This window comes from Bradyrhizobium manausense, assembly GCF_018129685.1.
Lineage (GTDB): Bacteria > Pseudomonadota > Alphaproteobacteria > Rhizobiales > Xanthobacteraceae > Bradyrhizobium > Bradyrhizobium manausense_D.
Genome location: NZ_JAFCLG010000001.1, coordinates 866255 through 892829, shown reverse-complemented (window position 1 = coordinate 892829; position 26575 = coordinate 866255). Strand labels below are relative to the sequence as shown.

General features: G+C 63.0%; 22 protein-coding genes. 10 read left to right on the top strand and 12 right to left on the bottom strand.

Going from position 1 to position 26575, the window contains the following annotated elements:
* Positions 1-84 precede the first annotated feature (84 nt).
* The gene (locus JQ621_RS04420) at positions 85-627 is read right to left on the bottom strand and encodes a CDP-alcohol phosphatidyltransferase family protein (RefSeq protein WP_212233175.1); all 543 of its coding nucleotides are present in this window, start codon (positions 625-627) and stop codon (positions 85-87) included.
* A 154-nt stretch (positions 628-781) separates the two neighbouring features.
* Here JQ621_RS04420 and purM point away from each other — a divergent pair, with 154 nt between their 5' ends.
* A complete protein-coding gene (gene purM / locus JQ621_RS04415; protein ID WP_212233174.1) occupies positions 782-1855 on the top strand; it encodes a phosphoribosylformylglycinamidine cyclo-ligase in 1074 nt (357 codons plus the stop codon).
* The gene (gene purN / locus JQ621_RS04410) at positions 1855-2511 is read left to right on the top strand and encodes a phosphoribosylglycinamide formyltransferase (protein ID WP_212233173.1); all 657 of its coding nucleotides are present in this window, start codon (positions 1855-1857) and stop codon (positions 2509-2511) included. Before purM ends, purN begins: the two co-directional genes overlap by 1 nt.
* Before the next feature lie 94 nt (positions 2512-2605).
* Here the strand turns inward: purN and JQ621_RS04405 are convergent, their stop codons facing one another.
* Positions 2606-2812, bottom strand: a complete 207-nt coding sequence (locus JQ621_RS04405) for a cold-shock protein (protein ID WP_018645416.1) — start codon at positions 2810-2812, stop codon at positions 2606-2608.
* 376 nt (positions 2813-3188) lie between these two features.
* Here JQ621_RS04405 and JQ621_RS04400 point away from each other — a divergent pair, with 376 nt between their 5' ends.
* On the top strand, positions 3189-4349 hold the full coding sequence (locus JQ621_RS04400; RefSeq protein ID WP_212233172.1) for an autotransporter outer membrane beta-barrel domain-containing protein: 1161 nt from the start codon (positions 3189-3191) through the stop codon (positions 4347-4349).
* 7 nt (positions 4350-4356) lie between these two features.
* Here the strand turns inward: JQ621_RS04400 and JQ621_RS04395 are convergent, their stop codons facing one another.
* Positions 4357-5397 carry a LysR family transcriptional regulator gene (locus JQ621_RS04395; RefSeq protein WP_212233171.1) on the bottom strand — a complete coding sequence of 347 codons (1041 nt, stop codon included), beginning with the start codon at positions 5395-5397 and terminating at the stop codon, positions 4357-4359.
* A gap of 71 nt (positions 5398-5468) precedes the next feature.
* Here JQ621_RS04395 and JQ621_RS04390 point away from each other — a divergent pair, with 71 nt between their 5' ends.
* The 4 genes from JQ621_RS04390 (at position 5469) to JQ621_RS04375 (ending at position 8821) form a co-directional block, all read left to right on the top strand.
* On the top strand, positions 5469-6086 hold the full coding sequence (locus JQ621_RS04390) for a uroporphyrinogen-III synthase (protein ID WP_212233170.1): 618 nt from the start codon (positions 5469-5471) through the stop codon (positions 6084-6086).
* Positions 6073-6693 carry a GNAT family N-acetyltransferase gene (locus tag JQ621_RS04385; protein ID WP_212233169.1) on the top strand — a complete coding sequence of 207 codons (621 nt, stop codon included), beginning with the start codon at positions 6073-6075 and terminating at the stop codon, positions 6691-6693. Before JQ621_RS04390 ends, JQ621_RS04385 begins: the two co-directional genes overlap by 14 nt.
* Positions 6694-6718: 25 nt before the next feature.
* Positions 6719-7282, top strand: coding sequence for an isochorismatase family protein (locus tag JQ621_RS04380; RefSeq protein ID WP_212233168.1), 564 nt, complete (start codon positions 6719-6721; stop codon positions 7280-7282).
* Positions 7283-7438: 156 nt separating this feature from the next.
* Positions 7439-8821 (top strand): aspartate aminotransferase family protein, encoded by a 1383-nt coding sequence (locus JQ621_RS04375; protein ID WP_212233167.1) that lies wholly within the window; start codon positions 7439-7441, stop codon positions 8819-8821.
* Positions 8822-9011: 190 nt separating this feature from the next.
* On the opposite strand, the gene rnd is transcribed toward JQ621_RS04375, so the two are convergent.
* The 6 genes from rnd to JQ621_RS04345 all read right to left on the bottom strand — a co-directional run bounded on the left by rnd (position 9012) and on the right by JQ621_RS04345 (position 16221).
* Positions 9012-10163 carry a ribonuclease D gene (rnd, locus tag JQ621_RS04370; protein ID WP_212233166.1) on the bottom strand — a complete coding sequence of 384 codons (1152 nt, stop codon included), beginning with the start codon at positions 10161-10163 and terminating at the stop codon, positions 9012-9014.
* A 787-nt stretch (positions 10164-10950) separates the two neighbouring features.
* Positions 10951-11727, bottom strand: a complete 777-nt coding sequence (locus JQ621_RS04365; RefSeq protein WP_212233165.1) for a hypothetical protein — start codon at positions 11725-11727, stop codon at positions 10951-10953.
* A 484-nt stretch (positions 11728-12211) separates the two neighbouring features.
* Entirely contained in the window at positions 12212-13543 is a 1332-nt protein-coding gene (locus JQ621_RS04360) for an ABC transporter substrate-binding protein (RefSeq protein WP_212233164.1), read from the bottom strand.
* Between the two features lie 11 nt (positions 13544-13554).
* Entirely contained in the window at positions 13555-14424 is an 870-nt protein-coding gene (locus JQ621_RS04355; RefSeq protein WP_212233163.1) for a carbohydrate ABC transporter permease, read from the bottom strand.
* Positions 14421-15371, bottom strand: coding sequence for a carbohydrate ABC transporter permease (locus JQ621_RS04350; protein WP_212233162.1), 951 nt, complete (start codon positions 15369-15371; stop codon positions 14421-14423). The genes JQ621_RS04355 and JQ621_RS04350 overlap by 4 nt, the downstream gene beginning before the upstream one ends.
* Position 15372: 1 nt before the next feature.
* A complete protein-coding gene (locus tag JQ621_RS04345; protein WP_212233161.1) occupies positions 15373-16221 on the bottom strand; it encodes a phosphodiesterase in 849 nt (282 codons plus the stop codon).
* Between the two features lie 187 nt (positions 16222-16408).
* Here JQ621_RS04345 and JQ621_RS04340 point away from each other — a divergent pair, with 187 nt between their 5' ends.
* Positions 16409-16942, top strand: coding sequence for an REP-associated tyrosine transposase (locus JQ621_RS04340; RefSeq protein WP_212233797.1), 534 nt, complete (start codon positions 16409-16411; stop codon positions 16940-16942).
* Between the two features lie 152 nt (positions 16943-17094).
* Here the strand turns inward: JQ621_RS04340 and JQ621_RS04335 are convergent, their stop codons facing one another.
* Positions 17095-18567 carry a protein adenylyltransferase SelO gene (locus tag JQ621_RS04335; protein WP_212233160.1) on the bottom strand — a complete coding sequence of 491 codons (1473 nt, stop codon included), beginning with the start codon at positions 18565-18567 and terminating at the stop codon, positions 17095-17097.
* Positions 18568-18762: 195 nt separating this feature from the next.
* Between JQ621_RS04335 and aspS the strand changes: the two genes are divergently transcribed.
* Complete coding sequence (aspS, locus tag JQ621_RS04330) at positions 18763-20535, top strand: aspartate--tRNA ligase (protein WP_212233159.1); 1773 nt, start codon at positions 18763-18765, stop codon at positions 20533-20535.
* 57 nt (positions 20536-20592) lie between these two features.
* On the opposite strand, the gene JQ621_RS04325 is transcribed toward aspS, so the two are convergent.
* Complete coding sequence (locus tag JQ621_RS04325; protein ID WP_212233158.1) at positions 20593-22569, bottom strand: hypothetical protein; 1977 nt, start codon at positions 22567-22569, stop codon at positions 20593-20595.
* A 246-nt stretch (positions 22570-22815) separates the two neighbouring features.
* On the opposite strand from JQ621_RS04325, the gene JQ621_RS04320 reads away from it, so the two are divergent.
* The gene (locus JQ621_RS04320) at positions 22816-25125 is read left to right on the top strand and encodes an NADP-dependent malic enzyme (RefSeq protein ID WP_212233157.1); all 2310 of its coding nucleotides are present in this window, start codon (positions 22816-22818) and stop codon (positions 25123-25125) included.
* Here the strand turns inward: JQ621_RS04320 and JQ621_RS04315 are convergent.
* Complete coding sequence (locus tag JQ621_RS04315) at positions 25118-26407, bottom strand: hypothetical protein (protein ID WP_212233156.1); 1290 nt, start codon at positions 26405-26407, stop codon at positions 25118-25120. The genes JQ621_RS04320 and JQ621_RS04315 overlap by 8 nt on opposite strands.
* Between the last annotated feature and the right edge of the window lie 168 nt (positions 26408-26575).

Genomic DNA, 26575 nt, shown 5'->3' with positions numbered 1-26575 from the left:
GGCCTTGTCTGAAGAGATGCGATTGATTCGATCGAGACTTGTTAATCAATCGGGACTTGGCCTTTTGCGGGGCCGTCTCCCGGTTCATTTGGCTTCGATCGTGCTCATGTGCCGCAGCCACTCGATGAGGTAGAGCGATACGGAAGACAGGGTGAACACGGTGACGAGGCCCATCAGGATTATATCATAGGGCGCCGGCTTGAAGCCGAAGGCGAGGGCGGCCAGCACCAGCGCCGCATAAGCGACCTGTGCCACTGTGTTTAGCTTGGATACTTTCGATGGCTTCATCTCGACCGGCTTGTCGAACAGCCAGGACACGATCACCGCGGTGACGATCATAATGTCGCGGGAGACCACCAGGATCACGATCCAGCGCGGGATATCGCCCCAGATGCCGAGCGACAGGTAGATCGACACCAGCAGCGCCTTGTCGGCTAGCGGATCGAGCAGGGCGCCAAGCTCGCTGGTCATGTTGAAGCGCTTGGCGAGGAAACCGTCGACCGCGTCGCTGATGCCTGCGATCAGGAAGACGGCGAACGCCACCTCCATTTGGCTCGACACGATGGCCCAGACGATGATCGGGACCAGCATGATGCGGCCCAGGGTAATGATGTTCGGAATACTCACGCGGCGCTTCCCGGCACCCGGCCTGACCTTGAAACCCGGCCCTTTGGAGGCTGAACCGGTTGATATCTACATAGTATAGGCAGGCGCGCCACGCTTGCCATTGCGCGTCCCCGGAATTCGACGTAACCAGCCGCAAACCCACTGGAAATCGGGCATGACCGACCGCAAAAACGGCCTCACTTACGCCGATTCAGGCGTCGATATCGACGCGGGCAACCGCCTGGTCGACCTGATCAAGCCGATGGTGCGTGCCACCGCACGGCCCGGCGCCGATGCCGAGATCGGCGGCTTTGGCGGCCTGTTCGACCTCAAGGCGGCCGGCTTCAAGGACCCTGTCCTGGTCGCGGCCACCGACGGCGTCGGCACCAAGGTCAAGATCGCGATCGAGACCGGGCTGCATGGCGGGATCGGCATCGACCTCGTCGCCATGAGCGTCAACGACCTCGTGGTGCAGGGCGCCGAGCCGCTGTTCTTCCTGGACTATTTCGCCTGCGGCAAGCTCGATCCGGAGGCGACAGCCTCGATCGTCGCGGGCGTCGCCGAGGGGTGCCGCGAATCCGGCTGTGCCCTGATCGGCGGAGAGACCGCCGAAATGCCCGGCCTCTACAAGGACGGCGACTATGACCTCGGCGGCTTTGCCGTCGGCGCCGCCGAGCGCGGTACGCTGTTGCCGCGCAAGGACATTGCCGCGGGCGATGCCGTGATCGGCCTCGCCTCGTCGGGCGTGCACTCCAATGGCTTTTCGTTGGTGCGCAAGATCGTTGAACAGGCCGGCCTCGGCTTCGAGGCACAGGCGCCGTTCGCGCCGGTCATGACACTCGGTGGTGCGCTGCTGACGCCGACGCGGCTCTACGTTAAATCCTGCCTGCGCGCGATCCGCGAGACCGGCGCGGTGAAGGGCCTCGCCCATATCACCGGCGGCGGTTTTACCGACAACATTCCGCGTGTGCTGCCGAGCCATCTCGGCGTCGGCATTGATCTGGCGCGCCTGCCGGTGCTGCCGGTGTTCAAATGGCTGGCGGCGCAAGCCGGGATCGCCGAAATGGAAATGCTCAGGACCTTCAACTGCGGCATCGGCATGATCGCGATCGTCGAGCCCGACAAGGTCGACGAGGTCGTGCGCGTGTTCACCGATGCCGGCGAGACCGTGGCACAGCTCGGTGCCGTGATCTTGGCCGAAGGCGACCACCGCGTCGTCTATAACGGCCATCTCGATCTGGCGCTGTGATGAAGCGCCGCGTTGCCATCCTGATCTCCGGCCGCGGCTCCAACATGTCCGCGCTGATCAAGGCTGCAAGCGCGCCGGATTTTCCGGCGGAGATTTCGCTCGTCATCTCGAACAAGGCCGATGCGTCCGGGCTGGAGCGCGCCAAGGCGGCTGGCGTGAACACATTGGTGATCGAGAGCAAGCCGTTCGGCAAGGATCGCGCCCGCTTCGAGGCAGTGCTGCAGGCCGCTCTCGACGAGCACGGCATCGAACTGATCTGCCTCGGCGGCTTCATGCGCCTGTTCACCGCGGAATTCGCCAGGGCCTGGTACGGGCGGATGCTGAATATCCATCCATCGCTGCTGCCGTCGTTCCCCGGCCTCGACCCGCACGGGCAGGCCCTGCGCGCCGGGGTCAAACTGTCTGGCGCGACCGTGCACTTCGTGGTCCCCGAGACCGATGCCGGCCCGATCGTGATGCAGGGGGCGGTTCCTGTCAGCGATCACGACACGGCGGAGACGCTGTCGGAGCGCATCCTCGAAGTCGAGCACCGCATCTATCCAGCGGCGCTGAGCCTGCTTGCGAGCGGCAAGGTCAAGATCGAGGGCGACGTCTGCAAGATGGCGGGAAGCGCGGCGTCGGAGAATTTCCTCATTGCGCCGGTCGTGAGTGGCTGATGTCGCCCCAAGAGGGGGGCGCGGTGCAAGAACAAAATCCCCCGGCAGAGCCGGGGGCATCGTCATGATCTCTCGCTGATCGTCGCGAGAGAAATCAGGAGACCTTGAGGTTTTCCGCGGATGCTTTGCCGCGGTTCTCCACGAGGTCGTATTCAACCACCTGGTTTTCGTTGAGGGTCGAGAGTCCGGCACGCTCGACGGCCGAGATGTGGACGAACACATCCTTGTCGCCGCCGTTCGGCTTGATGAACCCGTAGCCCTTGGTGGGGTTGAACCATTTGACGGTGCCCTTTTGTGGCATCGTTAGTCTCCTCCGCTAGATACAAAAAGGACGCGGCCGCTTTTCGCGTGCCACGTCACAAACGGGCTTCCGGAAGTCTGTTCGAGTCTTGAGTCTGTCGCGAAACGCACAGCCGAGCGGCCAATTCCGATTGTGTGCGATATTCCAACACGAAAATCGCGCGCTAGCAAGCCGCGCGCAAATATCAAGACTTCGTCGGAAATGTCCCGCTGCAATTTGTGACCTGTGGCAGCGGAACCACATTCGGGGCAATCCCCCGGGCGATAGCGCCGCAAACGGTTGACCCTTCGTGGCAGTTCAGCACAAATCCCCGCACCTGCTCGCCGTTCGTGTTGCCTTCTTGCGAGCCGCCATTTTTGTGTAGGGATGTGTCGTCATGCGCTGCGCCTCGCAGCCCACCGGGATACGGCAGACGATCAGGCTGGACCGTGTCCGCCGGGTCGCGACGTCGATCGCCATGGCACTCGCAGTCGTCGTGATGATGCCGGCGACCCCAGGCTTTGCGCAGACCCCGACGCCGGCTGCGTCTCCGACGCCCGGGCCGTCGCCGACCCCGAGCCCGACCCCGAGTCCGACATCGACCAATGTCGACCAATCGGCCGGCAACAGCACGCTCAACCTCGGCTCGAATTTCTTGGAGCGGCTGGGCAACCAGGCCTCGAACGGTATCAACCGGGCATCACGCACCAACGCTGGCGGCGGCGGCGCGTCGGAGAGCGCGGAGGATCCCCGCTATCGCACGTGGTATGAGGGCTACGGCATGTCGGTCCGGACCGATGCGCAGGGCGATTTCGTCGGCGACAAGCGGAAGACCTTCGGGGGCGTTGCCGGCTTCGGTGCGCGGATCGTGCCTGGCGTCAATCTCGGTTTCTCGGTCGATCAGAGCCATACCGACGTCGACGTGCCACTCGCGCTGCAATCGGCCACGCTCGATCTGACCCAGATCGGCTTCAACGGCTCCGTCGACAAGGGACCTTGGACCTGGGCCTTCGCTCTGGTGCACGGTTTCGGCAAGGTGCATTCCAGCCGCGACACCGGCTTTGGCCTTGCGGTCGCGGGCTATCACGCCACGGTCGACGGCGCGCTGACCGAGATCAGCTATTACTGGACCAAGGATCAGATGCGCATCGTGCCGAAAGGCGCGCTCGAATATGTGCGCGCCACCAGCGCGGCATTTCAGGAGGCCGGCGGACGTGATCCGCTCAACGTCGGCTCGAGCGCGATCTCGCGCGCGCGCGTCATGATCGGCGCCGAGGTCGGGCGCTATTTCATCTTCGACCAGAAAATTCTGGACCTCTCAGCCTACGGCAAGTTCGTCGACAATTTCTATCAGGATCTGGGTTCGGTCCAGGTCAGCCTGGGGGCCCAGAACATTGTCGTCCCCGGCATCGGCGAGAGCCGTTATGGCATGGACGCCGGCGCCTCGGTGTCACTCAGCCTGACCAACACCGCGCGGCTCTACGTCAATTATGACGGCAAGTTCCGCAACGAGTTGACCTCGCACCAGGGCACGGTCGGTTTCGAATACCGGTGGTGAGCCCCGCTTACGTGGGTGTCGCCGCAACGTACCCGGACAATCCAAATCCTTCACGTGCGGCCGTCATCATCGGCACAAGCGCGTTCGGATGGATGAATTCGTCGCGGAAACAGGGATAAATCTTGGGATCGAAGATTTTTTTCAGCCAATCGACCACGATCTTGTGCCGCTCGGAAGTGCGGAACTCCTTGTGATAGGTGAGCCAGAGATCGGCGTGGTGGCTGACGCCAAGGTCGACGGCGACAAGCGGCGCACCGAGCGCAATCGACACCGTCGGCAGGAAGCCGATACCGGCGCCGCGCTCGACCGCATAGAGCACGCCCACGGAAGAGTTGGTTTTGATCCCGACGATGCCTTCGAGTGACTTGAGCCCCAGGACGCGCGCATAGGCGCTGTCGTCGACCTGCGGCGCGTTCTGCTTGACGATGCGGTGGTTCGGTAGTTCGGCGAGCGTTGCAGGCACGCCGTAGAGGTTTGCATAGTCCCTGGCGACGAACGGATAGATGTGCAGCCGACCGAGCTTGGCGACGATGAGATCGGGATTGGTCGGCGGCTCGAGCTGGATCGCGATGTCGGACTCCAGCCGTGCTACGTCGGCTTGCTCCATGGCGCAACGCAGGTCGACGGTGATCTTGCGATAGGTTTTCTGGAAGTCGATCAGCCTCGGCAGGATCCAGAAATTGCCGGGACCTTCCGTCACCGCGACGCGTACCGTGCCTGTCGTATCGTTGGATGTGCGCGATGCGCGACGGAAGACGTTGAAGGCGTGACGTTCCATATGCGCGACGTCGGCAATCATCGCGGTGCCTTCGTCGCTGAGCGTGAGCCCGCTCTGGTCACGAAGGAAAAGCTTGCAACCGATACCCTCCTCGAGCCGGTCGATCCGGCGCATCAACGTGGTGGAGGTGAGTCTGAGCTCCTCGGCGGCGTTGCGAAAACTTTTAGATTTCGCGCAAGCTAAAAACAGTTTCAAATCGTCCCAGGACGCATTTAGCGGATCTTCATGGTGCTGCATCATTGCAGCACCGCGGTGCAATACTTGCTGCATACTCCTGATCTCCAGCCGTTAAGCTTCTGCTCGCAACGGCGTACAAAACCCCCGAATGGTAGAGGGACGACATGAGTATGGAAAGGGGCTCGTTTGCCGCAAGGCATGATTTCGACGCCTTGCCGATGAACTCCGACGTGGATGTCCGATGCGCGCAAGTTTCCGAAATCGCGGCGCTTTCTCAGATGGCGCACCGCCTGGTACCGGGCGTGCAGATCGGAGCAACCGAGCTTGCGAACTATCTCGCCTTCGATCCCGAGAGCATCCTGACATTTACACGTAAAGGCCACCTGCTCGGCGGCATGGCCTTCCTGTTTCTCAACGAGCGCGGGCATGATGCCTTACTGCTCGACGATATCTGCCTGACCGCGCCCGAGAGACATTATCTCGCTTCCGCCAATGATGACGTCGCAGCCATCTACATCTGGGCAATCGCAACGACTGGCCGCGGCATTGCCGGTCTTGGCAAGGCTGCGGCCCATCTGCGGCAGAGAAGATTTCGCGGCGCGGATTGCTATGCGCAGCCGTCGACCGTGGCCGGACGCGAGATCATGAGGGCGACGGGATTTGCGCCCGTTTCGAGCTTCCAGCCCGACCTCTGGTGTTACGAGCGCCCATGGCATCGGCAGCCGATGCGCATCCCTGGCGCGATCATCCAAGCAAGGAGTTATGCAGATGCACGGCACTAGGATCCCTCTCGCCTCGCCCGACTCCCGCGCCATCACCATTCGCCTTGCGCGCAATCCGAGTGACCTCATGCTGGTCACGGCCATTCGTTCGGCGGTCTATCTCGCCGAGCAGGATTGCCCGTTTGACGAGGAATTCGACGGCAACGACATGGTCGCCGCACATTTCATCGGCTACATCGGCAACGAGCCGGCGGGCTGTCTGCGCGTGCGCTTCTTCGGCGACTTCGCCAAGGTGGAGCGACTTGCGGTACGTCACCAATATCGGCGCTCGCGCCTCTCGTTCAAGCTGGTGCAGGCGAGCATCGATTTCGTGAAGCGCAAGGGGTTCCGCAAGATCTATGGCCAGGCGCAGGACCGGCTGGTGGATTTTTGGGCTCATTTCGGCGCCAAGCCGCTCGGCCATAACCGCAAGATCACCTTCTCGGATTTCTCCTATACGGAAATGCTGCTGGAGATCGAACCGGGGCCGGATGCCATCACGTTGGACAGCGATCCCTACGTGATCATCCGTCCCGAGGGCGACTGGGACCGTCCCGGCGTGCTCGATGCCTCGGCGGGGCGGGCGGTGACATCACCGCTTCGGGACCTCGCACTCGCCGATCGCTGAAACGAGTGCAGGTCGGCGCAAGAAAATGCCGGTCTCCGTCAACGACGATCCGCTGGTGCTGGTCTGTGCGGATCTCCAGGGCGAATATCTGACCCCAGGGCGTCGCCAATTCATTCTTGAAGGCGACGCCGCCATGACGCGCTGCCTGGAGCTGCTGGCGGTGTGGCGCAATCGTCAGTGGCCGGTGATGCATTTGAAGCGCATCGCGCAGGCGGCCTGGTTCGATCCGTCATCCAGGTTGACCGATTGGATCCCGGAGGCGAGGCCGCAGCCGGGCGAGATGACATTCGAGCATCCGCTGCCGTCCGCCTACAGCTCGTCGCGGTTTGCGGACCATATGTCGAGCATCCCCAAGGTGCGTTGCGTGGTGGCAGGCTTTTCCCTCGACGAGACCATTGTTGCCACTGTCGTCGATGGGTTTCACCGCAGCCATCGCTACCGGGTCGTCGGCGATGCCGTGGCCTGCCGGCTGCCGGCTGGGGGCGGAGCGGCCGACTACAAGCCGTCGGTGATGAATGTCATCGCCAATTTTGCTACACTCCAGTCCAGCGCCGAACTGATCAGGGCCAGCGGCGCCATGGCGGCCTGAGCGCGCCGTGTGTGCGGCTTTGCGCAACGCTGCTGAGCGCTTGTCGCCGACGAATTAGCGTTGCAAGTTCGGCTCCGTCGCAATAGCCAAGGTGCTCGATGTTTGAGCGGCGATGCTGGCCGCGCCGGCGACGAGATGATTCAAGGGATCCCGCAAATGTCCATGCTGCCCAATTCGCAAGAAGCCAGGGATGTGGCTTACCAGCTCCATGCCTACACCAACGCACGCGCCCATCAGCAGGCAGGTCCCCTGGTTATCGAGCGCGGCGAGGGGCCCTACGTGTTCGACGCCTCGGGCAAGCGCTATTTCGAGGCGATGTCGGGGCTGTGGAGCGTCGGGCTCGGCTTCAACGAGAAGCGGCTGGTCGAGGCCGCGCACAAGCAGATGCAGGCACTGCCATTCTATCACACCTTCTCGGCCAAATCGCACGGGCCTTCGATCGACCTCGCCGAGAAGCTGGTCGCACTCGCGCCAGTGCCGATGAGCAAGGTGTTCTTCACCAATTCCGGCTCGGAAGCCAACGACACCGTGCTCAAGCTGATCGCCTATCGCTCGAACTCGCTCGGCCAGCCGCAGAAAAAGAAGATCATCAGCCGCATGCGCGCCTATCACGGCGTCACCATTGCGTCCGCAAGCCTCACGGGCCTGCCGAACAACCACCGCTCGTTCGACCTGCCGCTGCCGAACATCCTGCACACCGGCTCGCCCCACTTCTACAAGGACGGTGCGCCGGGCGAGAGCGAGGAGGCCTTTGCGACGCGCCGCGCCGAGGAGCTCGACGCGTTGATCCAGAAGGAAGGACCGGACACGATCGCCGCCTTCTTCGGCGAACCGGTGATGGGGGCGGGCGGCGTGGTCGTGCCGCCGGCGACCTATTGGGACAAGATCCAGGCGGTCCTGAAGAAGTACGACATCCTGCTGATTGCCGACGAGGTGATCTGCGGCTTCGGCCGCACCGGCAAGATGTTCGGCTGCGAAACTTATGGCATCAAGCCCGACGCAATCGTGGTCTCCAAGCAGATCACCTCGAGCTACTTCCCGCTGTCGGCCATCATCATGAACGATCGCATGTTCGAGCCGATCGCGGACGAGAGCAACAAGATCGGCGTGCTCGGCCACGGCTTCACCGCCGGCGGCCATCCGGTCGGCTCGGCGATTGCGCTGGAAAACCTCAAGATCATCGAGGAGCGGGGACTCGTCGCGCACGCCGCCGAGCTTGGCGGCTACATGCAGGGCCGCTTGCGCGAGCTGACCAGCCATCCGCTGGTCGGCGAGGTGCGCGGCGTCGGCATGATCGCCGCGATCGAGCTCGTGCTCGACAAGGCCCGCAAGACCGCCGCGGCGACGCCCGGTGCCGTCGGCGGCATGGCCAGCCGCATGCTGCAGGAGCGCGGCGTGATCTCGCGCAACATGCTCGACGCCATCGCCATCTGCCCACCGCTGATCACCACCAAGGCCCAGATCGACGAGCTGATCGCGGCGATCGCCGGTGTGCTTGACGACATGAAGGGCGAAGTCGCGAAGCTGACGCCGGCGTAGGGCTGGCGTTGATTTCCGGCGAAGCGGCTCACCAAACTCTCGGTGTCGTCCTGGCGAACGCCAGGACCCATACCGCGTGATCTATCGATCAGTGATGGTCGGAGTACCGAACGCGGAGTCTTCGCCAAACACCTCCCTGGAGTGATGGGTCCTGGCGTTCGCCAGGACGACCTTGGGGAGGGATCGCGGATTACTCCGCCCGCTGAACCCCGATCACGCGCCCCTTCTCGATCGCGAGCGCGAGCTCGCCGCGCTTGAGCTTCAGCGCGGCATCGCCGAACAGCTCACGCCGCCAGCCGCGCAGGGCCGGAACGTCGGCCTCGTCATCGGCCGCGATCTCCTCGAGATCGTCGACGGTCGCGATCACCTTGCTCGCCACGGCATGGCGCTCGGCGGTCATGCGCAGCAGGACCTTGAGCAGCTCGACGATCGCGGCGCCATTGTTGTTGTTGCGCGGCTTCTCCAGCTTCGGCAGCGTGGAAGGGTCCCGCGCCAGACCGCGCTGGACGGCGGCGACGATATCCGCACCCCATTTGGACTTCTCGAAGCCTTTCGGCACCGAGCGCAGATTGGCAAGCTTCTCGATCGTATTGGGCGCGTGGGTGGCGATGTCGCTGACGGCTTCGTCGCGCAAGACGCGGCCGCGCGGCACGTCGCGGCTCTGCGCTTCCTGCTCGCGCCAGGCCGCGACCTCCATCAGCACCGCGAGGTCCTTCGGCTTGCGCACCCGCGTCTTCAGCCGTTCCCAGGCGCGCTCGGGGTGAAAGTCGTAGGTCCTGGGCGAGGTCAGGACCTCCATCTCGATCGAGACCCATTCGCTGCGACGGCGCTTCTTCAGATCGGCATCGAGCGCGGCGAACACGTCGCGCAGATGCGTGACGTCGGACACCGCGTAGTGCATCTGCTCCTTGGTCAGCGGCCGGCGCGACCAGTCGGTGAAGCGATGGGTCTTGTCCGGGCGGTGGCCGGTGACCTTCTCGACCAGCGCGTCATAGGCGATGCTGTCGCCGTAGCCGAGCACCATGGCCGCGACCTGGGTGTCGAACACCGGGTGCGGGATGATGCCGGCCTGGTGCCAGATGATCTCGATGTCCTGGCGCGCGGCGTGAAACACCTTCAGCACCGCCTCGTTCGCCATCAGCTCGAAGAACGGCTTGAGGTCGATCCCCTCGGCCAGGGTGTCGATGACAACAGCTTCCTCGGGGCTGGCCATCTGCACCACGCACAACAGCGGGTAGTAGGTGGTCTCGCGCAGGAACTCGGTATCGACAGTAATGACGGGGTGCTTGGCCAGCCGGCTGCAGGCAGCCGCGAGGTCAGCGGTGGTGGTAATCAAATCCATGAACGGCCCATGACACTTGGTATCAGCCGTTCTGCCGAAAGCGCTGTGATGTCAAGGGGCTCCAAGCGAATTCGAGCCTTGCATTCGCGGCGGAATCGCGGTTTTCCGCCGAAATCCTATTCGTACCGGATCCGCTGCGAGGATTTGCGGGCGCACGGGAGCGCCACGACAAGCACGCACATGGCGACCAATGCCAGACCCAGGAACTCGACAACCAACAAATCCACGGCGGAAATCTCCGGAAACATCGGTCAATTTGTCGTGGCTGCGTTGAGGGTCTGTTAATTCCGATGGTTACCGGCGGCGCGCCGGGCCGGATGGTGGACGCGGGGTTAATGAGGACTGGCCGAAGCGATGCGGGGCTCCGGCAAGACATGAAAAACAACCCCATGCACAGTAGAAGCGCGATGGCTCGCCGCCGTGAGGTCCGGTCGGTCAGGTCATTGCAGCGTCGAGCAAATCAGCGACAAACCGGCAAAGCTCCCCGCATCTGCGGCGCGGGTTCGTTTTCGTAGCCGGCAGCGCCGTCAGCCGGTCGCGATTCAAGTCGGCGCGATTTCGTATTTTGCGAATATCGTTTGACGCGTCGGGCAAAACAGTGGCATTATGCCATGCTGGCCTTTTTGGGGTGCGGCACGAGCTGGGCGCCATATGCGGCGCGTGCCGTCTTGGTCTTCGCGATCCTCAGATCATGACGAACCAGTCTGGCACCGTCACGGGAATTGTCGTGTCTCACTTCAGGGGGCAGTCCAGTCGTAATTCCGGTCCAATTCTGTCACCGCAAAATTTACTGCTCGATATCGCCCCAAAAAAATTCTGGAGCCGAATAGATATAGCTCGTTGCCTTACTCAAATCGAAGAATGCGCTTGCTGAGATATGCTGCTTCACCTCCCTCTTCCGCTTCTCGTAATCCATTTCTTCGCAAGAACTAATATCCTCAAACAGCTTCATCAATATCGAACCATTGCTAAGCTCTCGAACTTGAAAAGCCGGAGCCGATAGCAGCCGGCCCCTGGAAAAAAGGTCAACATAGGGTTTGCCAAAGACGGTAATCCAATAGATGTCTGGTAGATACTTATTCAGCACATGAGTCGTGAGGAAGAGGCTCTTCTTCGATCTTTTCGCATCGAGAAACGCCACCGTCTCAGTGGCAAGACCGACATCGATGTCAAAGTGGTTTGGCGAGTGAACGAATCCAAAATCTGCCGAAAACTCGACCGAGGATGCCGAGATAAGATTTTCCATGGAGCGCATATCAACATGATTCCTATCAGCGACACTGATGGACCACGTTGAGTGCCTTCTGTGGGGGCCATATTGCATAAAAATCGACGACGTTAACTTCGGCTTGGCGACCCGCTTCAGCAAAACATGATATTCCCAGATGCTAAATGCACTTTCGAGATCGTCTATTGAAAAATCCAACCGAAGCGGCTCATGACTTCCGATGCGATCAGGCAAAGTATCCGGCGCAGCATCTCTCCAGACAGCAAACAGCTTGCGGGCATCAAGCCGCCGCGTCAAAGGAAGCGGACTAAGAATTTCGAAGAATAGCTGCGTCATGGAAATGAAGCCCGTAGGACGGGTTAGCGTCAGCGTAATCCGCCATGACAAACTACGACATCGCCGGCTCCTGCGCTATCGTACCCAACATGCCCAACCATCGTCGCGCGTTCGTTCCCGGCGGCGGCTGTTTTTCTACAGTGGCGACCTGGCCGCCGGCAAAGTAGGAAGTGGTGACCTGCCATCACGCAGGTGATGCTCGCGGAGTGGATGGCGCATTACGCTGGCGCTAATCCGCCCGACGCGCTGGTGGTACGAAGAACAGCACCACTTGCTGATTGTCGGGTCAGGATGAGCTGGCCGTTTGGATCATAGGTCAGCGAGGTCACCACGCCATTGGGCGCTGCCGAAGTCGGCGGCGAGGCGGTCGACGTCAGGCGCCTTGCGGCATCGTAAACATTGATGGTCGTATTCCCCCGGTCGCAAACGAATTCGGCGCCCCGCATAGCGGAGCGCCGATGTTCGTTCGCCGGCTTCGTTGGCCTTACGGCAGCTTCAGCGACGTCTCTGCATTGTACGGCTTCAGCGTCTCGTCCGCAGCCTTCTGGGCGGCAACCAGGGCCTCCTTCGGCTGCTTCTTGCCGTTGAGGACCAGCATTACCTCGTCCTCGAGGTTCTTGCGCACCGGCACGGTCTTGTAGGTCGCAAACCACGGCTTTGCGACGTCGAGCTGCTCGACGGCGGTCTTGGCGTCCGGGTTCTTGTTGAGGAACTCGACCATGTCCGGCGTCTTGTAGGCGGCCATGTTGGGCGCGAAGTAGCCCGTGGCGCGGCTCCACCAGGCGCTCTTCTCGGGCGAGGTCATCCACTTGATCAGCGTCCAGGCGGCCTTCTGCTTGTCGGCTTCGACGCCGGCCGGAATGATCAGCGAGGCGCCGCCGATCGGCACGGCGTTGCGGACGTTGCGCGGGATGAAGGCGACCTTGTAGTTGAATTTGGCGTTCTCGCGCACGTAGGTGAGCGAGCCCGTCGACAGCATCATCATGGCGGCGTTGCCTGATATGAAAGAGGTGCTGACGGCCGGGCCGGGCGTGGCGCCGGGCGGGTGGACCTTGTGCTTGCTGACGAGGTCGTTCCACCAGGTCAGCGCACCCAGCATCGAGGGCGTGTCGTAGTAGACCTCGCCGCCGAACTCCTCGTTGTAGTAGCGCCCGCCATTTGTCATGGTGAGCGTTTCCATCATCCAGCCGCAATAATCATAGGCGCAGGGGATCGCGATGCCCCATTGGGTCACCTTGTCGCCGTCGCGCTTGGTGAGCTTCTTGGCCCAGTCGGTGAGTTCGGCCCAGGTCTGCGGCGGCTTGCTCGGATCGAGGCCGGCTTCCTTGGCCTTGTCGGCGTTGATGTAGAGCAGCGGCGTCGAATTGTGGAAGGGCACGCCGTAGACCGAGCGGTCGATCACCGCGTTGCCGTGCAGCGCCGGGAAGAACTGGCCCAAAAACTTCTCTTTGGTGCTGCCGTCGGCGGCGATGAGGCCGTCGAGATTGGTCAGCTCGTTCTCGATCTGCATGTCGAGCAGGAAGTTCGCCGACATGATCACGGCCGAAGGCGGCTTGCCGGCCTTGATCGAGGCGCGCGTCTTGATCAGCGTATCGTCGTAGGAGCCGGTGTAGACCGCGGTCGCCTTGATGTCGGGATGACCGTCGTTGAACTCCTTGATCAGGGTGCCCATGTCGCGGGCGAGCTTGCCGTCGACGGGAACGGGGAAGAACAGGTCGATCTCGGTCGGACCTTCGGCCATGGCCGGGACGGCGAGAGCGCTCGCCATGGAGCCTGCCATGGCGAGGCCGAGCATGAGCCTGCGGGAGAACAGCATCGGATAATCTCCTATTTGATGCCTGAGGTGACGAAAGAGCTGATGAAGCGTTTCTGGAAGATCAGGAAGGTGATGAGCAGCGGCGCGATCACCATCAGCGTGCCCGCGGCAATGGTGCCCCAGGCCTGCGTGCCTTCCGCGGTTGCGGTGAAGACGGACAGGCCGACGGTGAGCGGCCGCTTGTCCGGCGAGTTGATCACCATCAGCGGCCACAGGAAGTCGTTCCAGTGGCTGGTCACCGAGATGATGGCGAATGCGGAGAAGCTCGGTATCGACAGCGGGATGTAGATGTGACGGATGCGCTGGATCAGGCTGGCGCCGTCGATCAGCGCTGCGTCTTCCAGCTCGGTCGGAATGGCCTCGAAGGCCTGGCGCATCAGGAAGGTGCCGAACGCCGAGGCGAAGAACGGCATCATGACGCCGGCGAGCGTGTCGTAGAGGCCGAACTGCGCGACGATGCGCAGGTTCGGCACGATCAGCAGCACCGGCACCAGCATCAGCTGCATCAGGAACAGGTAGAACAGCAGCGTCTTGCCGGCGAAGTCGAGCCGCGCAAAGGCGAATCCCGCGAGCGTGATCGTGACGAACTGCACCAGGAGGATGCCGGTGCAGATGATCGTGGTGTTGAGGAAGTAGCGCGGGAAGTCGCCGATCTCCCAGGCATCCCTGATGTTGTCGAGCGTCGGTTTGAGGCTCGGCACCAGCTCGGCCATCAGATTGATGCCGTCGGATGCCGGGCGCAGCGTCGCCACGCCCATCCACAGGAACGGGATCAGCCAGGCGAGCGCGAGCAGGACCGTCAGCAGGAAGCCGAGCTTCGGCGTGATCTCGTGGCGGGTGGCGAGCGGGGCGTCCTTGTAGAGGCGATCGATCAGCTTCATGACCCGCCCTCGCGCTTCGCCATGGTGCGGAAGGACAGCGCGGTGAGGCTCATCAAGGCGGCGAGCGTCAGCAGCGTTGCCGCCGAAGCCATGCCGATGTCGTAATGCTCGACGGCCTGCTGGTAGATGTAGAACAGCACCAAATTGGTCGCGTTCGACGGTCCGCCCTTGGTCATGACGAAGACGTGGTCGACCTGCGTCACCGCATTCAGCGTCGCGATCACGATCACGAACAGGAAGGTGGGCTTGAGCTCCGGCAGGATGATGTAACGCAGCCGCGAGAAGGGGCCGGCGCCGTCGAGATGCGCAGCCTCCATCACGTCCTCGGGCACGGACTGGAGGCCGGCAAGGAAGAACAGCATGTAGTAGCCGGCGTTCTTCCAGATCGTGATGATCATGATCGCGTAGAGTGCGATGTCGGGATCGCCGAGCCAGTTCGGCAGCACCGGAAGCAGCCGGCCGATGTAGTAATCGAGCAGGCCGACATTGGGCAGGAAGATGAACAGGAACAGCGCGGATGCTGCGACCATCGGGATCAGCACCGGCAGGAACAGCGCGGCGCGCAGCGCGCTGGTCACGGCATTGGTGCGCGCAAGCGCCAGCGCGAACAACAGCGCGAGGCCGATGCTCGGGACCGCGGTGCCCAAGGCGTAGATGAGGTTGTTGACGACGGCGCCGGTGAAGGCGGGGTCGGCCAGCACCGCGGTGATGTTGTCGAGGCCGACGAAACGCAGCGGCGCCTTCGGCGTCGCGCGCTGATACAGCGCGTCGATGACCACGCGTCCCATCGCGCCGTAAGTGAACAGCGCGAGGAAGATCAGCGAGGGCAGCAACAGCAGATAGGCCGGCAGCGAGGTTCTGAAGCGGGTCGTGAACCGCTTCAAGATGTTCAGGCGCGGCGGCGCTGAGGTCGCGACCGGAAGAGTCGCGGGTTCAGCGAGGCTCATGTCATCGCGCCGGGAAATTGAGCGCATAGTCGCGGCCGTCCACGCCCGCAGGCGGTTCGAACGGAAAGCGCAGACTGGTGTCGAGGAAGTCGTGGCTGTGCACGACGAGGTTCTGATCGTCGATCAGCACGACGCCATAGGCCGGCGGCTCATGGCTGGCCAGATGCGGCGCGCCCGAGTCGAGCTCGAACCAGACCTGGTGGTTGGTGCCGCGCAGCGTCGAGAACGGGATCTTGCCGTAGCTGCCGAAGATCGGACGGTGCACATGGCCGAAGAAGAGATGCCGGATCCGTGCACGATAGGGCGCGATCACTTCGGCGAATTCCGCGCTCTGCTTCAACGCGATCTCGTCCATCGCGTGGACGCCGACCGGGAACGGCGGATGATGCATGAACACGACAAATTGCTGATCGGCGGGCGCGGCGGCCAGCGTCTTGGCGAGCCAGTCGAAGCGCTTGGCACACATCTCGCCGGCATGGCTGGTCTCGTCCAGCGTGTCGAGGAAGACGAACAGGCCGTGCTCGGTGGTGCGGGTGCCCTGGACAAAGCCGTTGGGATCGCGCGGCGCAGCCTTCAGGCCGTCGAGACAGGCGACGCGCTTGTCGTGATTGCCCACCATGGCGATGTACGGCATCTTCAAAGCCGACATCGCTTCGGCAAAATTGGCGTAGGCTTCCGGCTCGCCCCAATGGGTGAGATCGCCGGTCACGACCGCGAAGGCGGCATCCGACTGATGCCTGTTGATGTCGGCGATCGCCGCATCCAGCCGGGCGCGCGGGTCGAGGCCATAGAGCGTCAAGCCCGGATTCGCCAGATGCGTGTCGGTGATGTGGATGAACTTGAAGGGCATGCGCTTGTCAGGGACTGTTGGAGGATGGGCGCCTCCGGCAAGACGGCCCTGACAGGCCGTTAGAGCGGGTATGTATCAGTTTGATGACAGCGGTTCCCGTGTCCACAACCGCCGCTGCGTAGGGTGGATCAGCCGAAGGCGTAATCCACCACTGTGGGTCAACGTCAAGTTGAGCTATTCGTGGTCTATGTCCGACTACCGCCGCGCATTCGTTCCCGGAGGGTGCTGGTTCTTCACGGTGAACCTGCTCGATCGCCGCCAGGCTCTCTTGATTGACCAGATCGAAATCTTGCGAGAGTCGGTCGCGGCAACGCGCCAGAGTCATCCCTTCGAGATCGATGCTTTCGTAGTTCTGCCGGATCACCTGCATGCCATCTGGAAGCTTCCGCCTGGTGACGACAATTTCTCGGTCCGCTGGCGATTGATCAAAACGCGTTTTGCGAAAGCTCTACCAGCAAATGAACGACTGAGCGCCGTTCGTGCCGCGCGGAACGAGCGCGGCATTTGGCAACGCCGCTTCTGGGAGCATCTGATCCGCGACGGGGCCGATTACGCCCGCCACGTCGAATATTGCTATTACAATCCCGTCAAGCACGGGCACGTCTCGATGGTGCGCGACTGGCCGTACTCGTCGTTTCACCGCGATGTCCGCGCGGGATTATTTCCCGAGGATTGGGGCGGGGACGCCAAGATCGCAGGTGAGTTCGGAGAACGGGCGTGATGATCACCATAGCGCCGGGCTTTGTAGGGTGGATTAGCGAAGCGTAATCCACCTCTTTATTTTCCGCTTGGTGAGAGAAGTGGTGGATTACGCCTGCGGACTGCGCTTCGCGCAGCCGCGGGCTAATCCACCCTACGCAGCGAGTTTGCGGCTCACGTCCCGCAGAACGTCTGCAACACCCGCTGGTCCGGCAGCGGCGGATCGGCATACGTCGCAAACTCCGGCTGGTCCTCGTATGGCTTGGCCAGCACCTTCACCAGCTCTTCGAACGGCGCGTAATTGTCGTCATTCACCGCGGCCTGGATCACGGCCTCGACGCGGTGGTTGCGCGGGATGAAGATTGGATTGACGGCGTGCATCGCCGCTTGCCGCTCGGTCGCGCTCTGCGGCTCCAGCGCGATGCGCGCGCGCCAGCGTCCGGCCCATTCGTCGAAGGCGGCGGGCTCCATGAACTGGGCGCGCACGTCGGCACCGTCATCGGCTGCGGCATCACCGAGCTTGCGGAAGGTGAGGGTGAAGTCGGCCTGGTTCTTGGCCATGGCGTCAAGCAGGTCCTGGATCAACGCCTCGTCGCCGTCGCGCTGCGTGAACAGGCCGACCTTTTTGCGCAGGCCGGCCTGATAGGCGGCGCTGAACGTTTCGGAGAAGGCGCCGAGAATGTCCTGCGCTTCCGCGACCGCCTTTTCCTGGTCGTCGGATAACAGCGGCAGCAGGCATTCGGCCAGCCGCGTCAAATTCCACAAGCCAATGCGCGGCTGGTTGGCATAGGCGTAGCGGCCCATCTCGTCGATCGAGGAGAACACCTGCGACGGGTTGTAGGCATCCATGAAGGCGCAGGGGCCGTAATCGATGGTCTCGCCCGAGATCGATGAGTTATCGGTGTTCATCACGCCGTGGATGAAGCCGACCAGCAGCCAGCGCGCGATCAGCTCGGCCTGGCGCGCGACGATCCCGGCGAGCAGGGCGTGATAGGGCCGCTCGGCGTGAAGCAGGTCGGGATAGTGCCTGGCGATGACGTGATCGGCGAGCCGGCGGATCGCATCGGTGTCGCGGCGGGCGGCGAAGAACTGGAAGGTGCCGACGCGGATGTGACTGGAGGCAACGCGCGTCAGCACGGCGCCGGGCAGCGCGGTCTCGCGGATGACATGCTCGCCGGTGATGACGGCGGCGAGCGAGCGTGTGGTGGGGATGCCGAGCGCGTACATGGCTTCGCTGACGATGTATTCGCGCAGCACCGGGCCGAGCGCGGCGCGGCCGTCGCCGCGGCGGGAGAACGGGGTGGGGCCGCTTCCCTTGAGCTGGATGTCGCGGCGGATGCCGTCGAGGTCGATGACCTCGCCGAGCAGGATGGCGCGGCCGTCGCCGAGCTGGGGCACGAAATGCCCGAACTGGTGACCGGCATAGGCCATGGCGATGGGATCGGCCCCTGATGGAACCGTCTTTCCGGCCAGGATCGCTGCGCCCTCCGCCGTCTCCAGCAGGTCAGGATCGAGCCCGAGCTGGACCGCCAAGGGGCGGTTCAGCTTGATCAGCCGGGGCGCGACCACAGGGGTCGGCGCCACGCGGGCAAAGAAGCTGTCCGGCAGCGCCGAATACGAGTTCTGGAAGGGGAAATGGACTGTCATGGCTTCAAGATAGGCCTCGAACGCCGGATGGCAAAGGCGCGCGCCTGAATTGGCCAAAAATGGGCCTTCCGACCCCAAAACAGTCCGTTCCCTTGGTTGCCGCCTTGGTCCGCCCGGGGTAAACCCTGCCGCAACTTCGGACCGGCCGTTTTCGGCCGTTCGATTCGCTTCCTCAGACATCATTTTGGGACGACCATGCATCGCTACCGGTCACATACATGCGGCGCGCTCCGCGAGAGCAACATCGGCGAGACCATCCGCCTCTCGGGCTGGGTCCATCGCGTTCGCGACCATGGCGGCGTGCTGTTCATCGATTTGCGCGACCATTACGGCCTGACCCAGTGCGTGGTCGACCCGGACTCGCCGGCGTTCGCGCTGGCCGAAAAGCTGCGCTCGGAATTCGTGGTCAAGATGGACGGCAAGGTCCGCCGCCGCCCCGAAGGCACCGACAATGACGATCTGCCGACCGGCAAGATCGAGATCTATGTCAGCGAGATCGAGGTGCTGGGCCCGGCCGGCGACCTACCGCTGCCTGTCTTCGGCGACCAGGAATATCCCGAGGACATCAGGCTCAAATATCGCTTCCTGGACCTGCGTCGCGAGAAGCTGCACCAGAACATCATGACGCGCGTCGAGATCATCAAGTCGATGCGCCGGCGGATGGAGGGGCAGGGCTTCTTCGAGTTCAACACGCCGATCCTGACCGCGTCCTCGCCGGAGGGCGCGCGCGACTTTCTGGTGCCCTCGCGCATCCATCCCGGCAAGTTCTACGCGCTGCCGCAGGCGCCGCAGCAATACAAGCAGCTCCTGATGATGTCGGGCTTCGACCGCTACTTCCAGATCGCGCCCTGCTTCCGCGACGAGGACCCGCGCGCCGACCGTCTGCCCGGCGAGTTCTACCAGCTCGACGTCGAGATGAGCTTTGTCACGCAGGAAGACGTGTTCGCGGCGATGGAGCCGGTGATCACCGGCGTGTTTGAAGAGTTCGCGAAGGGCAAGCCGGTGAGCAAGAACTGGCGCCGCATCCCGTTCGCCGAGGCGCTGCGCAAATACGGCAGCGACAAGCCTGATTTGCGCAACCCGATCGAGATGCAGGACGTCTCCGAGCACTTCCGCGGCTCCGGCTTCAAGGTGTTCGCGCGCATGCTCGAAGACCCCAAGAACCAGGTCTGGGCGATCCCCGCGCCGGGCGGCGGCTCGCGTGCGTTCTGCGACCGCATGAACTCGTGGGCACAGGGCGAGGGGCAGCCCGGCCTCGGCTACATCATGTGGCGCGAAGGCGGCGAGGGCGCCGGGCCCCTGGCGAACAACATCGGGCCGGAGCGCACCGCAGCGATCCGCGCGCAGATCGGCACCAAGGAGGGCGATGCCGCCTTCTTCGTTGCCGGTGATCCCGACAAGTTCTGGAAGTTTTCGGGCCTCGCCCGCAACAAGGTCGGCGAGGAATTGAACCTCACCGACAAGGAGCGGTTCGAGCTCGCCTGGATCGTCGACTTCCCGATGTACGAGTACAACGAGGACGACAAGAAGGTCGACTTCTCGCACAACCCGTTCTCGATGCCGCAGGGCGGTCTCGAGGCACTGAAGTCGCAGGACCCGCTGACCATCAAGGCGTTCCAGTACGACATCACCTGCAACGGCTACGAGATCGCCTCGGGCGGTATCCGCAACCACGTGCCGGAGGCGATGGTGAAGGCGTTCGAGATCGCAGGTTACGGCGAGCAGGAAGTGGTCGATCGCTTCGGCGGCATGTACCGCGCATTCCAGTACGGCGCCCCGCCGCATGGCGGCATGGCCGCGGGCGTCGACCGCATCGTCATGCTGCTCTGCGGCACCACGAATTTGCGCGAGATTTCGCTGTTCCCGATGAACCAGCAGGCCATGGACCTGTTGATGGGCGCGCCGTCGGAAGCCACGGCAAAGCAGCTCCGCGAGTTGCACGTGCGGGTGAACCTGCCGCAGAAGTGAGGGCGAGACGCAGCAACGCTCGCGCGTTGCAGCGCGTCCGCGACACGAGACCCTGGCCTACAGCCCCGTCGACGCCTCGATCCTGAACTGCGCCAGCGCGACGACCGGCTCGGTGTTCAGGAGGCCGATGAGCTGCATCACCGGCACCTTGCCGAGCGGAGTGAGCTTGATGGTGAACGTCTGTCCTGACGTCTCGAAGAAGCTTGCGAGCGCATCGACCGCGGGCCTGGCATCGAGATTGGAGGCCGCGATCTGCTCGCCTTGCGTGCGGATCATCGCGACGATGGCATCGCGCGCGGTGTCGCGGCTGACGTTCTGAATTCGCGCGAACTGCGCCACGACCAGATCGACGACGCCGTTGTCGCGCACAGAAAGCTCGATCGCGCCGGCATCGATCTGCTTGGCCTCGCCCATGATCTGCGCCGGATCGAGCGAGAACATGTCGCGAGACACGTTGGCGAGCGCGAGGCGGGCCTGGGCCCTGGCCAGATTGCCGAGATCGATCGTGGCCGGCGAAAGCAGGAACGCTCCGGACTGCTCGGTCCAGGCCGCGCCGAGATCGAGGTCGATCGCGACCTTGTCGACGCCCGCCATGACCAGCGACCTCTGCGCCGGACTGGTCGGGTCGGTGGGCGTGACCATCTTCACGACCAGATTGGCCTTGCTGGGGATCGAGCCGACCAGCTGCCCCCAGTCGAGGCTCACCCTGTCGATCGTGACCAGCTTTTTGGTGTTCTTGAACGGCGCCGTCACGCCCTTGATCTCTGCGCCCGCAAGCACGCCGAACAGCCCGAGCATCTGATCCGGCGCGGGAGGGCGCCCGGGCGTGATGAGGCCCGCTGTCCAGCGCATCAGGTTCGCCGCACTGAAGGATTTCAGCGCGAAGCGCTCCATCTTGAACTGGCCCTGCGGCGTCGGCGTATCGAGGCCTTCGATGGCGATTTCGCCGCCCTTGTATCTGGCCAATTTGATGTGGCCCGTCCCTTGCGGCGTCGCGATCGACGTCTTGCCGATCTCGATCTTGCCGACGCTGAGGCCTTCATAGAATCCGGCAAGCTTCTCCATCATCTCGCGCGCCTCGGCCGGTGGAGGTGGCACCGAGGGATTCTGGGGCAGCATGGCGAGCATCTCGGCCATCCGGAATTTCGACGGCTGCACTCCGATATCGTCGAGCGAGAAGCCGTCGATATCGAGACGAACGTCGCCTGACGTCACCGCGTAGGCTCCCGCCGAAACCTGCCTGTAGAGCCGATGGACGCTATCGTCGTTCGCCTTGCCAGGGTCGAACGCGGCGAGCATGCCGCTCGCGTCGAAATCGCTCACCGCCAGGTTCGACACGTCTCCCGTGAACTGGCCGGGCTTGCCCTGCTGTACGGTCTTGAACGTGAAGGTGATGCGGTCCGCCTTGGTCGCCTCCACCCTGCCGCGCCTGAGATTCTTCATCGCCAGACCCGAATAGGTGAATTCGCCGCCGTCGGGCTTGGCCGTGTCCGGCCTGGCCATGACGTTGACGGCAATGGTTGGCACCTCGATCGAGGATGCCGACACGCCGCTGAATTGTTCGAGACCGAAGCGATAGAGATCGATGATGGCGTTCGATGTCGGCAAGGCCCGCGCCCTGATCGCGCCTGTGAAATCCCGGATCATCGCGTCAGGGACATTGTAGGCGGACTTCATCGGCGATGGACCGACGGTGCTGTCGATCGCAAACGCGAGACCCGAGACCTCGACTGTATCGGCCGAAAACTGTCCCTCGTCGGCTTGGCGCACACCACTCGCCTTGACATTCGCAATCTTGACATGCGTCTGCGACTGCTCGCCAGGATCAATCGCGATGTCCTCAATCGTGAGCGTGCGTGTCGGCAGGTCGAACCCGATCTTGCCGTGGCTTGCCTTGCCGCCTTGGCTGCGGATCTGGTCGAATGCCGCCTCGATCTCGGCGGCGGCGCGATGTTTGGCGTAGAGGTTGAAGCCGAACCACCCGCCAAGGCCGAGCACGGCAACTGCGATCAGGCCGATCAGGATCCGTTTCATTCCCAGCTCCAGTTGCTCGTTGTGCACTGCGCAACCTGCCATATTCGGTAAATGCCACGCGGTCCAGGGAAAGCTAGCGCTGCCAGATATTTGACCGCTCGCCCTGTTGATGGGAGCGGAATCGGATGTTGCCACCGGGGCGCTGGCCGTGCTTCATCCCGTTTCCACGACCCGGAAATAACGTCCACTTGGACGAGGGCTCCGGATGTTGCATTTTGAGGCCGGTAACGCGAGGCAAGAGACCGCATGTCGTCCTATTCCGATGATCTCCACCAGGCGGCGCTGGCCTATCACCGACTGCCACGGCCCGGAAAACTCGAGATCCAGGCGAGCAAGCCGCTCGCCAACCAGCGCGACCTCGCGCTTGCCTATTCTCCGGGAGTCGCCGCCGCCTGCACCGAGATCGCCAAGAACCCGGCGGAGGCCGCGACGCTGACGATCCGCGCCAATCTGGTCGCCGTGATCTCGAACGGCACCGCGGTGCTCGGCCTCGGTAATATCGGCCCGCTGGCCTCCAAGCCGGTGATGGAGGGTAAGGCCGTCCTGTTCAAGAAATTCGCCGGCATCGACGTGTTCGACATCGAGATCGCCGCCGACACCATCGACCGCGTGGTCGAGACGGTGGCGGCGCTCGAGCCGACCTTCGGCGGCATCAATCTGGAAGACATTCGCGGTCCCGAATGCTTCGAGATCGAGGCGCGGCTGAAGGAGCGCATGAAGATCCCGGTCTTCCATGACGACCAGCACGGCACCGCGATCATCGTTGCCGCGGCCATCACCAACGGCCTGAAGCTGAACGGCAAGAAGCTTTCCGAGGTCAAGATCGTCGCGTCAGGGGCAGGGGCCGCCGCGATTGCGACGCTCAATCTGCTGGTGTCGATGGGCGCGCAGCGCAAGAACATCTGGGTCTGCGACATCGACGGCCTCGTGCACGAGGGACGAAACACCTCGATGGACCGCTGGAAAGCGGTCTACGCGCAGAAGACCGACAAGCGTACGCTTGGCGACGTTATCGGCGGGGCCGACATTTTCATCGGACTTTCGGCACCGGGCGTGCTCAAGCCGGAGATGGCCCAGGCGATGGGCGAGAAGCCGCTGATCATGGCGCTCGCCAACCCGACGCCGGAGATCATGCCGGAAGAGGCGCGCAAGGTGCGCCCCGACGCGATGATCTGCACCGGCCGCTCCGACTATCCGAACCAGGTCAACAACGTCCTCTGCTTCCCCTTCATCTTCCGCGGCGCGCTCGATGTCGGCGCCAGCGCCATCAACGAGGAAATGAAGCACGCCGCCGTCGAGGCCATCGCGCAGCTCGCGCGCGAGGCACCCTCGGACGCGGTCGCGCAGGGATTCGATACCGGCGAGACGCAAGGCTTTGGTCCAGGCTCGCTGATCCCAAGTCCGTTTGATCCGAGGCTCATTCTGCGCATCGCGCCGGCGGTGGCCAAGGCCGCGATGGAGTCGGGCGTTGCGACGCGACCCATCACCAATTTCGACGAATACACCGCGCTGCTCGAGCGCTTTGCGTTCCGCTCCGGCCTCGTCATGAAGCCGATGTTTGCCAAGGCCAAGACCCAGCCGGTGCGCGTGATCTACGCCGAAGGCGAGGACGAGCGCGTGCTGCGTGCCACCCAGGTCGTGCTCGAAGAGAAGCTGGCACGGCCGATCCTCGTCGGTCGCCCGTCGGTGGTGGAAGCCCGCATCAAGCGCTTTGGCCTCTTGATCCGGGCCGGCAAGGACTTTGATCTCGTCAATCCCGAAGACGATCCGCGCTACCGCTCCTATGTGCAGTCCTATGTCGAGGTCGCCGGGCGACGCGGCGTGACGCCGGATGCGGCGCGGACGGTGGTGCGTACCAACAACACTGTCATCGCGGCGCTCGCGGTCATGCGCGGGGAGGCTGATGCGATGCTCTGCGGCGTCGAGGGCCGCTACATGCATCATCTGCGTCATGTCCGCGAGATCATCGGCTTTGCGCCGGGGGTGAACGACTACGCGGCGCTGGCGCTGCTGATCACCAGCAAGGGCGCCTTCTTCATCGCCGACACGCAGGTGCGTCCCAATCCAAGCGCCGAAGAGCTCGCCGAGATCGCCTCGCTCGCGGCGGTCCACGTCCAGCGCTTCGCGCTCAAGCCGAAGATCGCGTTCGTTTCGCATTCCGATTTCGGCAGTTACGACACCGACTCCTCGCGCAAGATGCGGCGTGCGACTCAATTGCTGAAGGAGAAGCATCCGGAGATCGAGGCCGACGGCGAAATGCAGGGCGACACTGCGCTCTCCGCCGCGGCGCGCAAGATGGTGCTGCCGCACTCCAAGCTCGAGGGTGAGGCCAACATCATGATCATGCCGAGCCTCGACACCGCCAACGTGGCCTATCAGATGATCAAGTCGCTGGCCGATGCGTTGCCCGTCGGCCCGATCCTGATCGGCCCGGCCCGGCCCGCTCACATCCTCACCCCGTCGGTGACCGCGCGCGGCATCCTGAACATGACGGCAGTGGCCGTGGTCGAAGCGCAGGAGCGTGCGGCGCGGCAGCAGCCGACGTTGTTCACGTAGCGGATTTCATGTGGGCGTCCGTCGCGACCCGTGTGCACAGCACGACCCTCGCGACCCACAGCGCGACCAGCACAAGGAACGGCAGCGCGATCACCGCACCGATCGGACCGCGGATGAGAATAGGAGCGCAGGCCATGAGCGCGAACCCCGGTAGGTCCATGCCATCGATCAGCACGACGCGGTTCTGCCCATAGAGCGTCAACAGGAGGGACACCACGAAGGCGCCAAGGATCACGCCCGCCATGCCGAGATCGGCATAGAAATCGGCTGCGAAGAACATCGAGAGATTCTCGGTTCCCGCCAGGCCGGCGTCGACGAGTCGATTGCCAAGCTCGATCCCGAGCAGGATTTCCTTCCCCGGCCAGATGTCGCGTGGAACGAGAAAGAGAAGGAGGCTGAGCGTCTTGGCTCCGTAGTAATATGGTATGTGCTCGAGTTCCTGCACCGCATAGACCATGAGATTGAGAAGATCTATGTACGGGATCTTGAAGAGAAATTTCGGCAGCTCGACGTTCTCGAGCGCCTGTTTTACCGTCTCACCGTGCCGGCCGGTAAAGTTCAACAGCGGCATCATGACGATGAGGCCGAACAGCGCCGACATGTAGAAGAAGGTGACGCTGAAGCGGCCCTTCAAATAAATGAGAATGATCGGCAGCCAGGCGATCAGCAGGAAGAAGCGCGCGGTATTGAAGGGATTTTGGCTCACGAGTTGTAAAAGCACCATCAGCGCGAAGCCTGCGGCGGTCCAAAAGCGAAAAGGGCGGGCACGCACATACGCAGCACCGAGAAAGCATGTCACCAGTTGGGCGGCGAGGAATCCGGTCGCCACCGGCGCATAGAACTCCTCCTTGGACAGACGGTCCGCAAGCGCGTTGGCAAGTCCGCCGACCGAAACGATGAAGAGGCCGAAGCTCGCTATATTGCCGAGCAGGAGCACGACAAAGCTGCTGTCGCGAAGCTCGTACGAGGTCAAAGTCTTGACTCCGACATTACCGACCCAAATCGACGTCGCGGTAGCCACCAGTAGAAAGACGACGACGATCAGGGTCGCCTTGAGGATATCTGCGGTTTCGAAGCGCACGCCCTCCATCAGGCCTTCGCTTTCAAAGTAACCGTTGAAAAGAGACTGGCACGTCGAAATCACGAGGAACATGTAGATGCACAGCCAGATCATGTCCTGGACCGTGGCGCGATCCTCCCCGATGCGTGCGACGTTGAAACAGCAGATCAGGAAAATAGGGAGAGTGACCGCAATCGTGAACGCCTCGGAGACGAACACCACGTGGAGCGCGTAGTAACCAACGAAAAAAAACAGCCTGACGGCCGTTGGCGAAAGACCTGACCTTCGCTCGTCGGAGCGCGTGGCTCGTCGGGAAAACGCCGCTCTGGCGGGCCGGGCCGTGGCGGTCTCGGCTCGCATCGTTTGAGGGAGCTTAGTCGTCACTTTGGG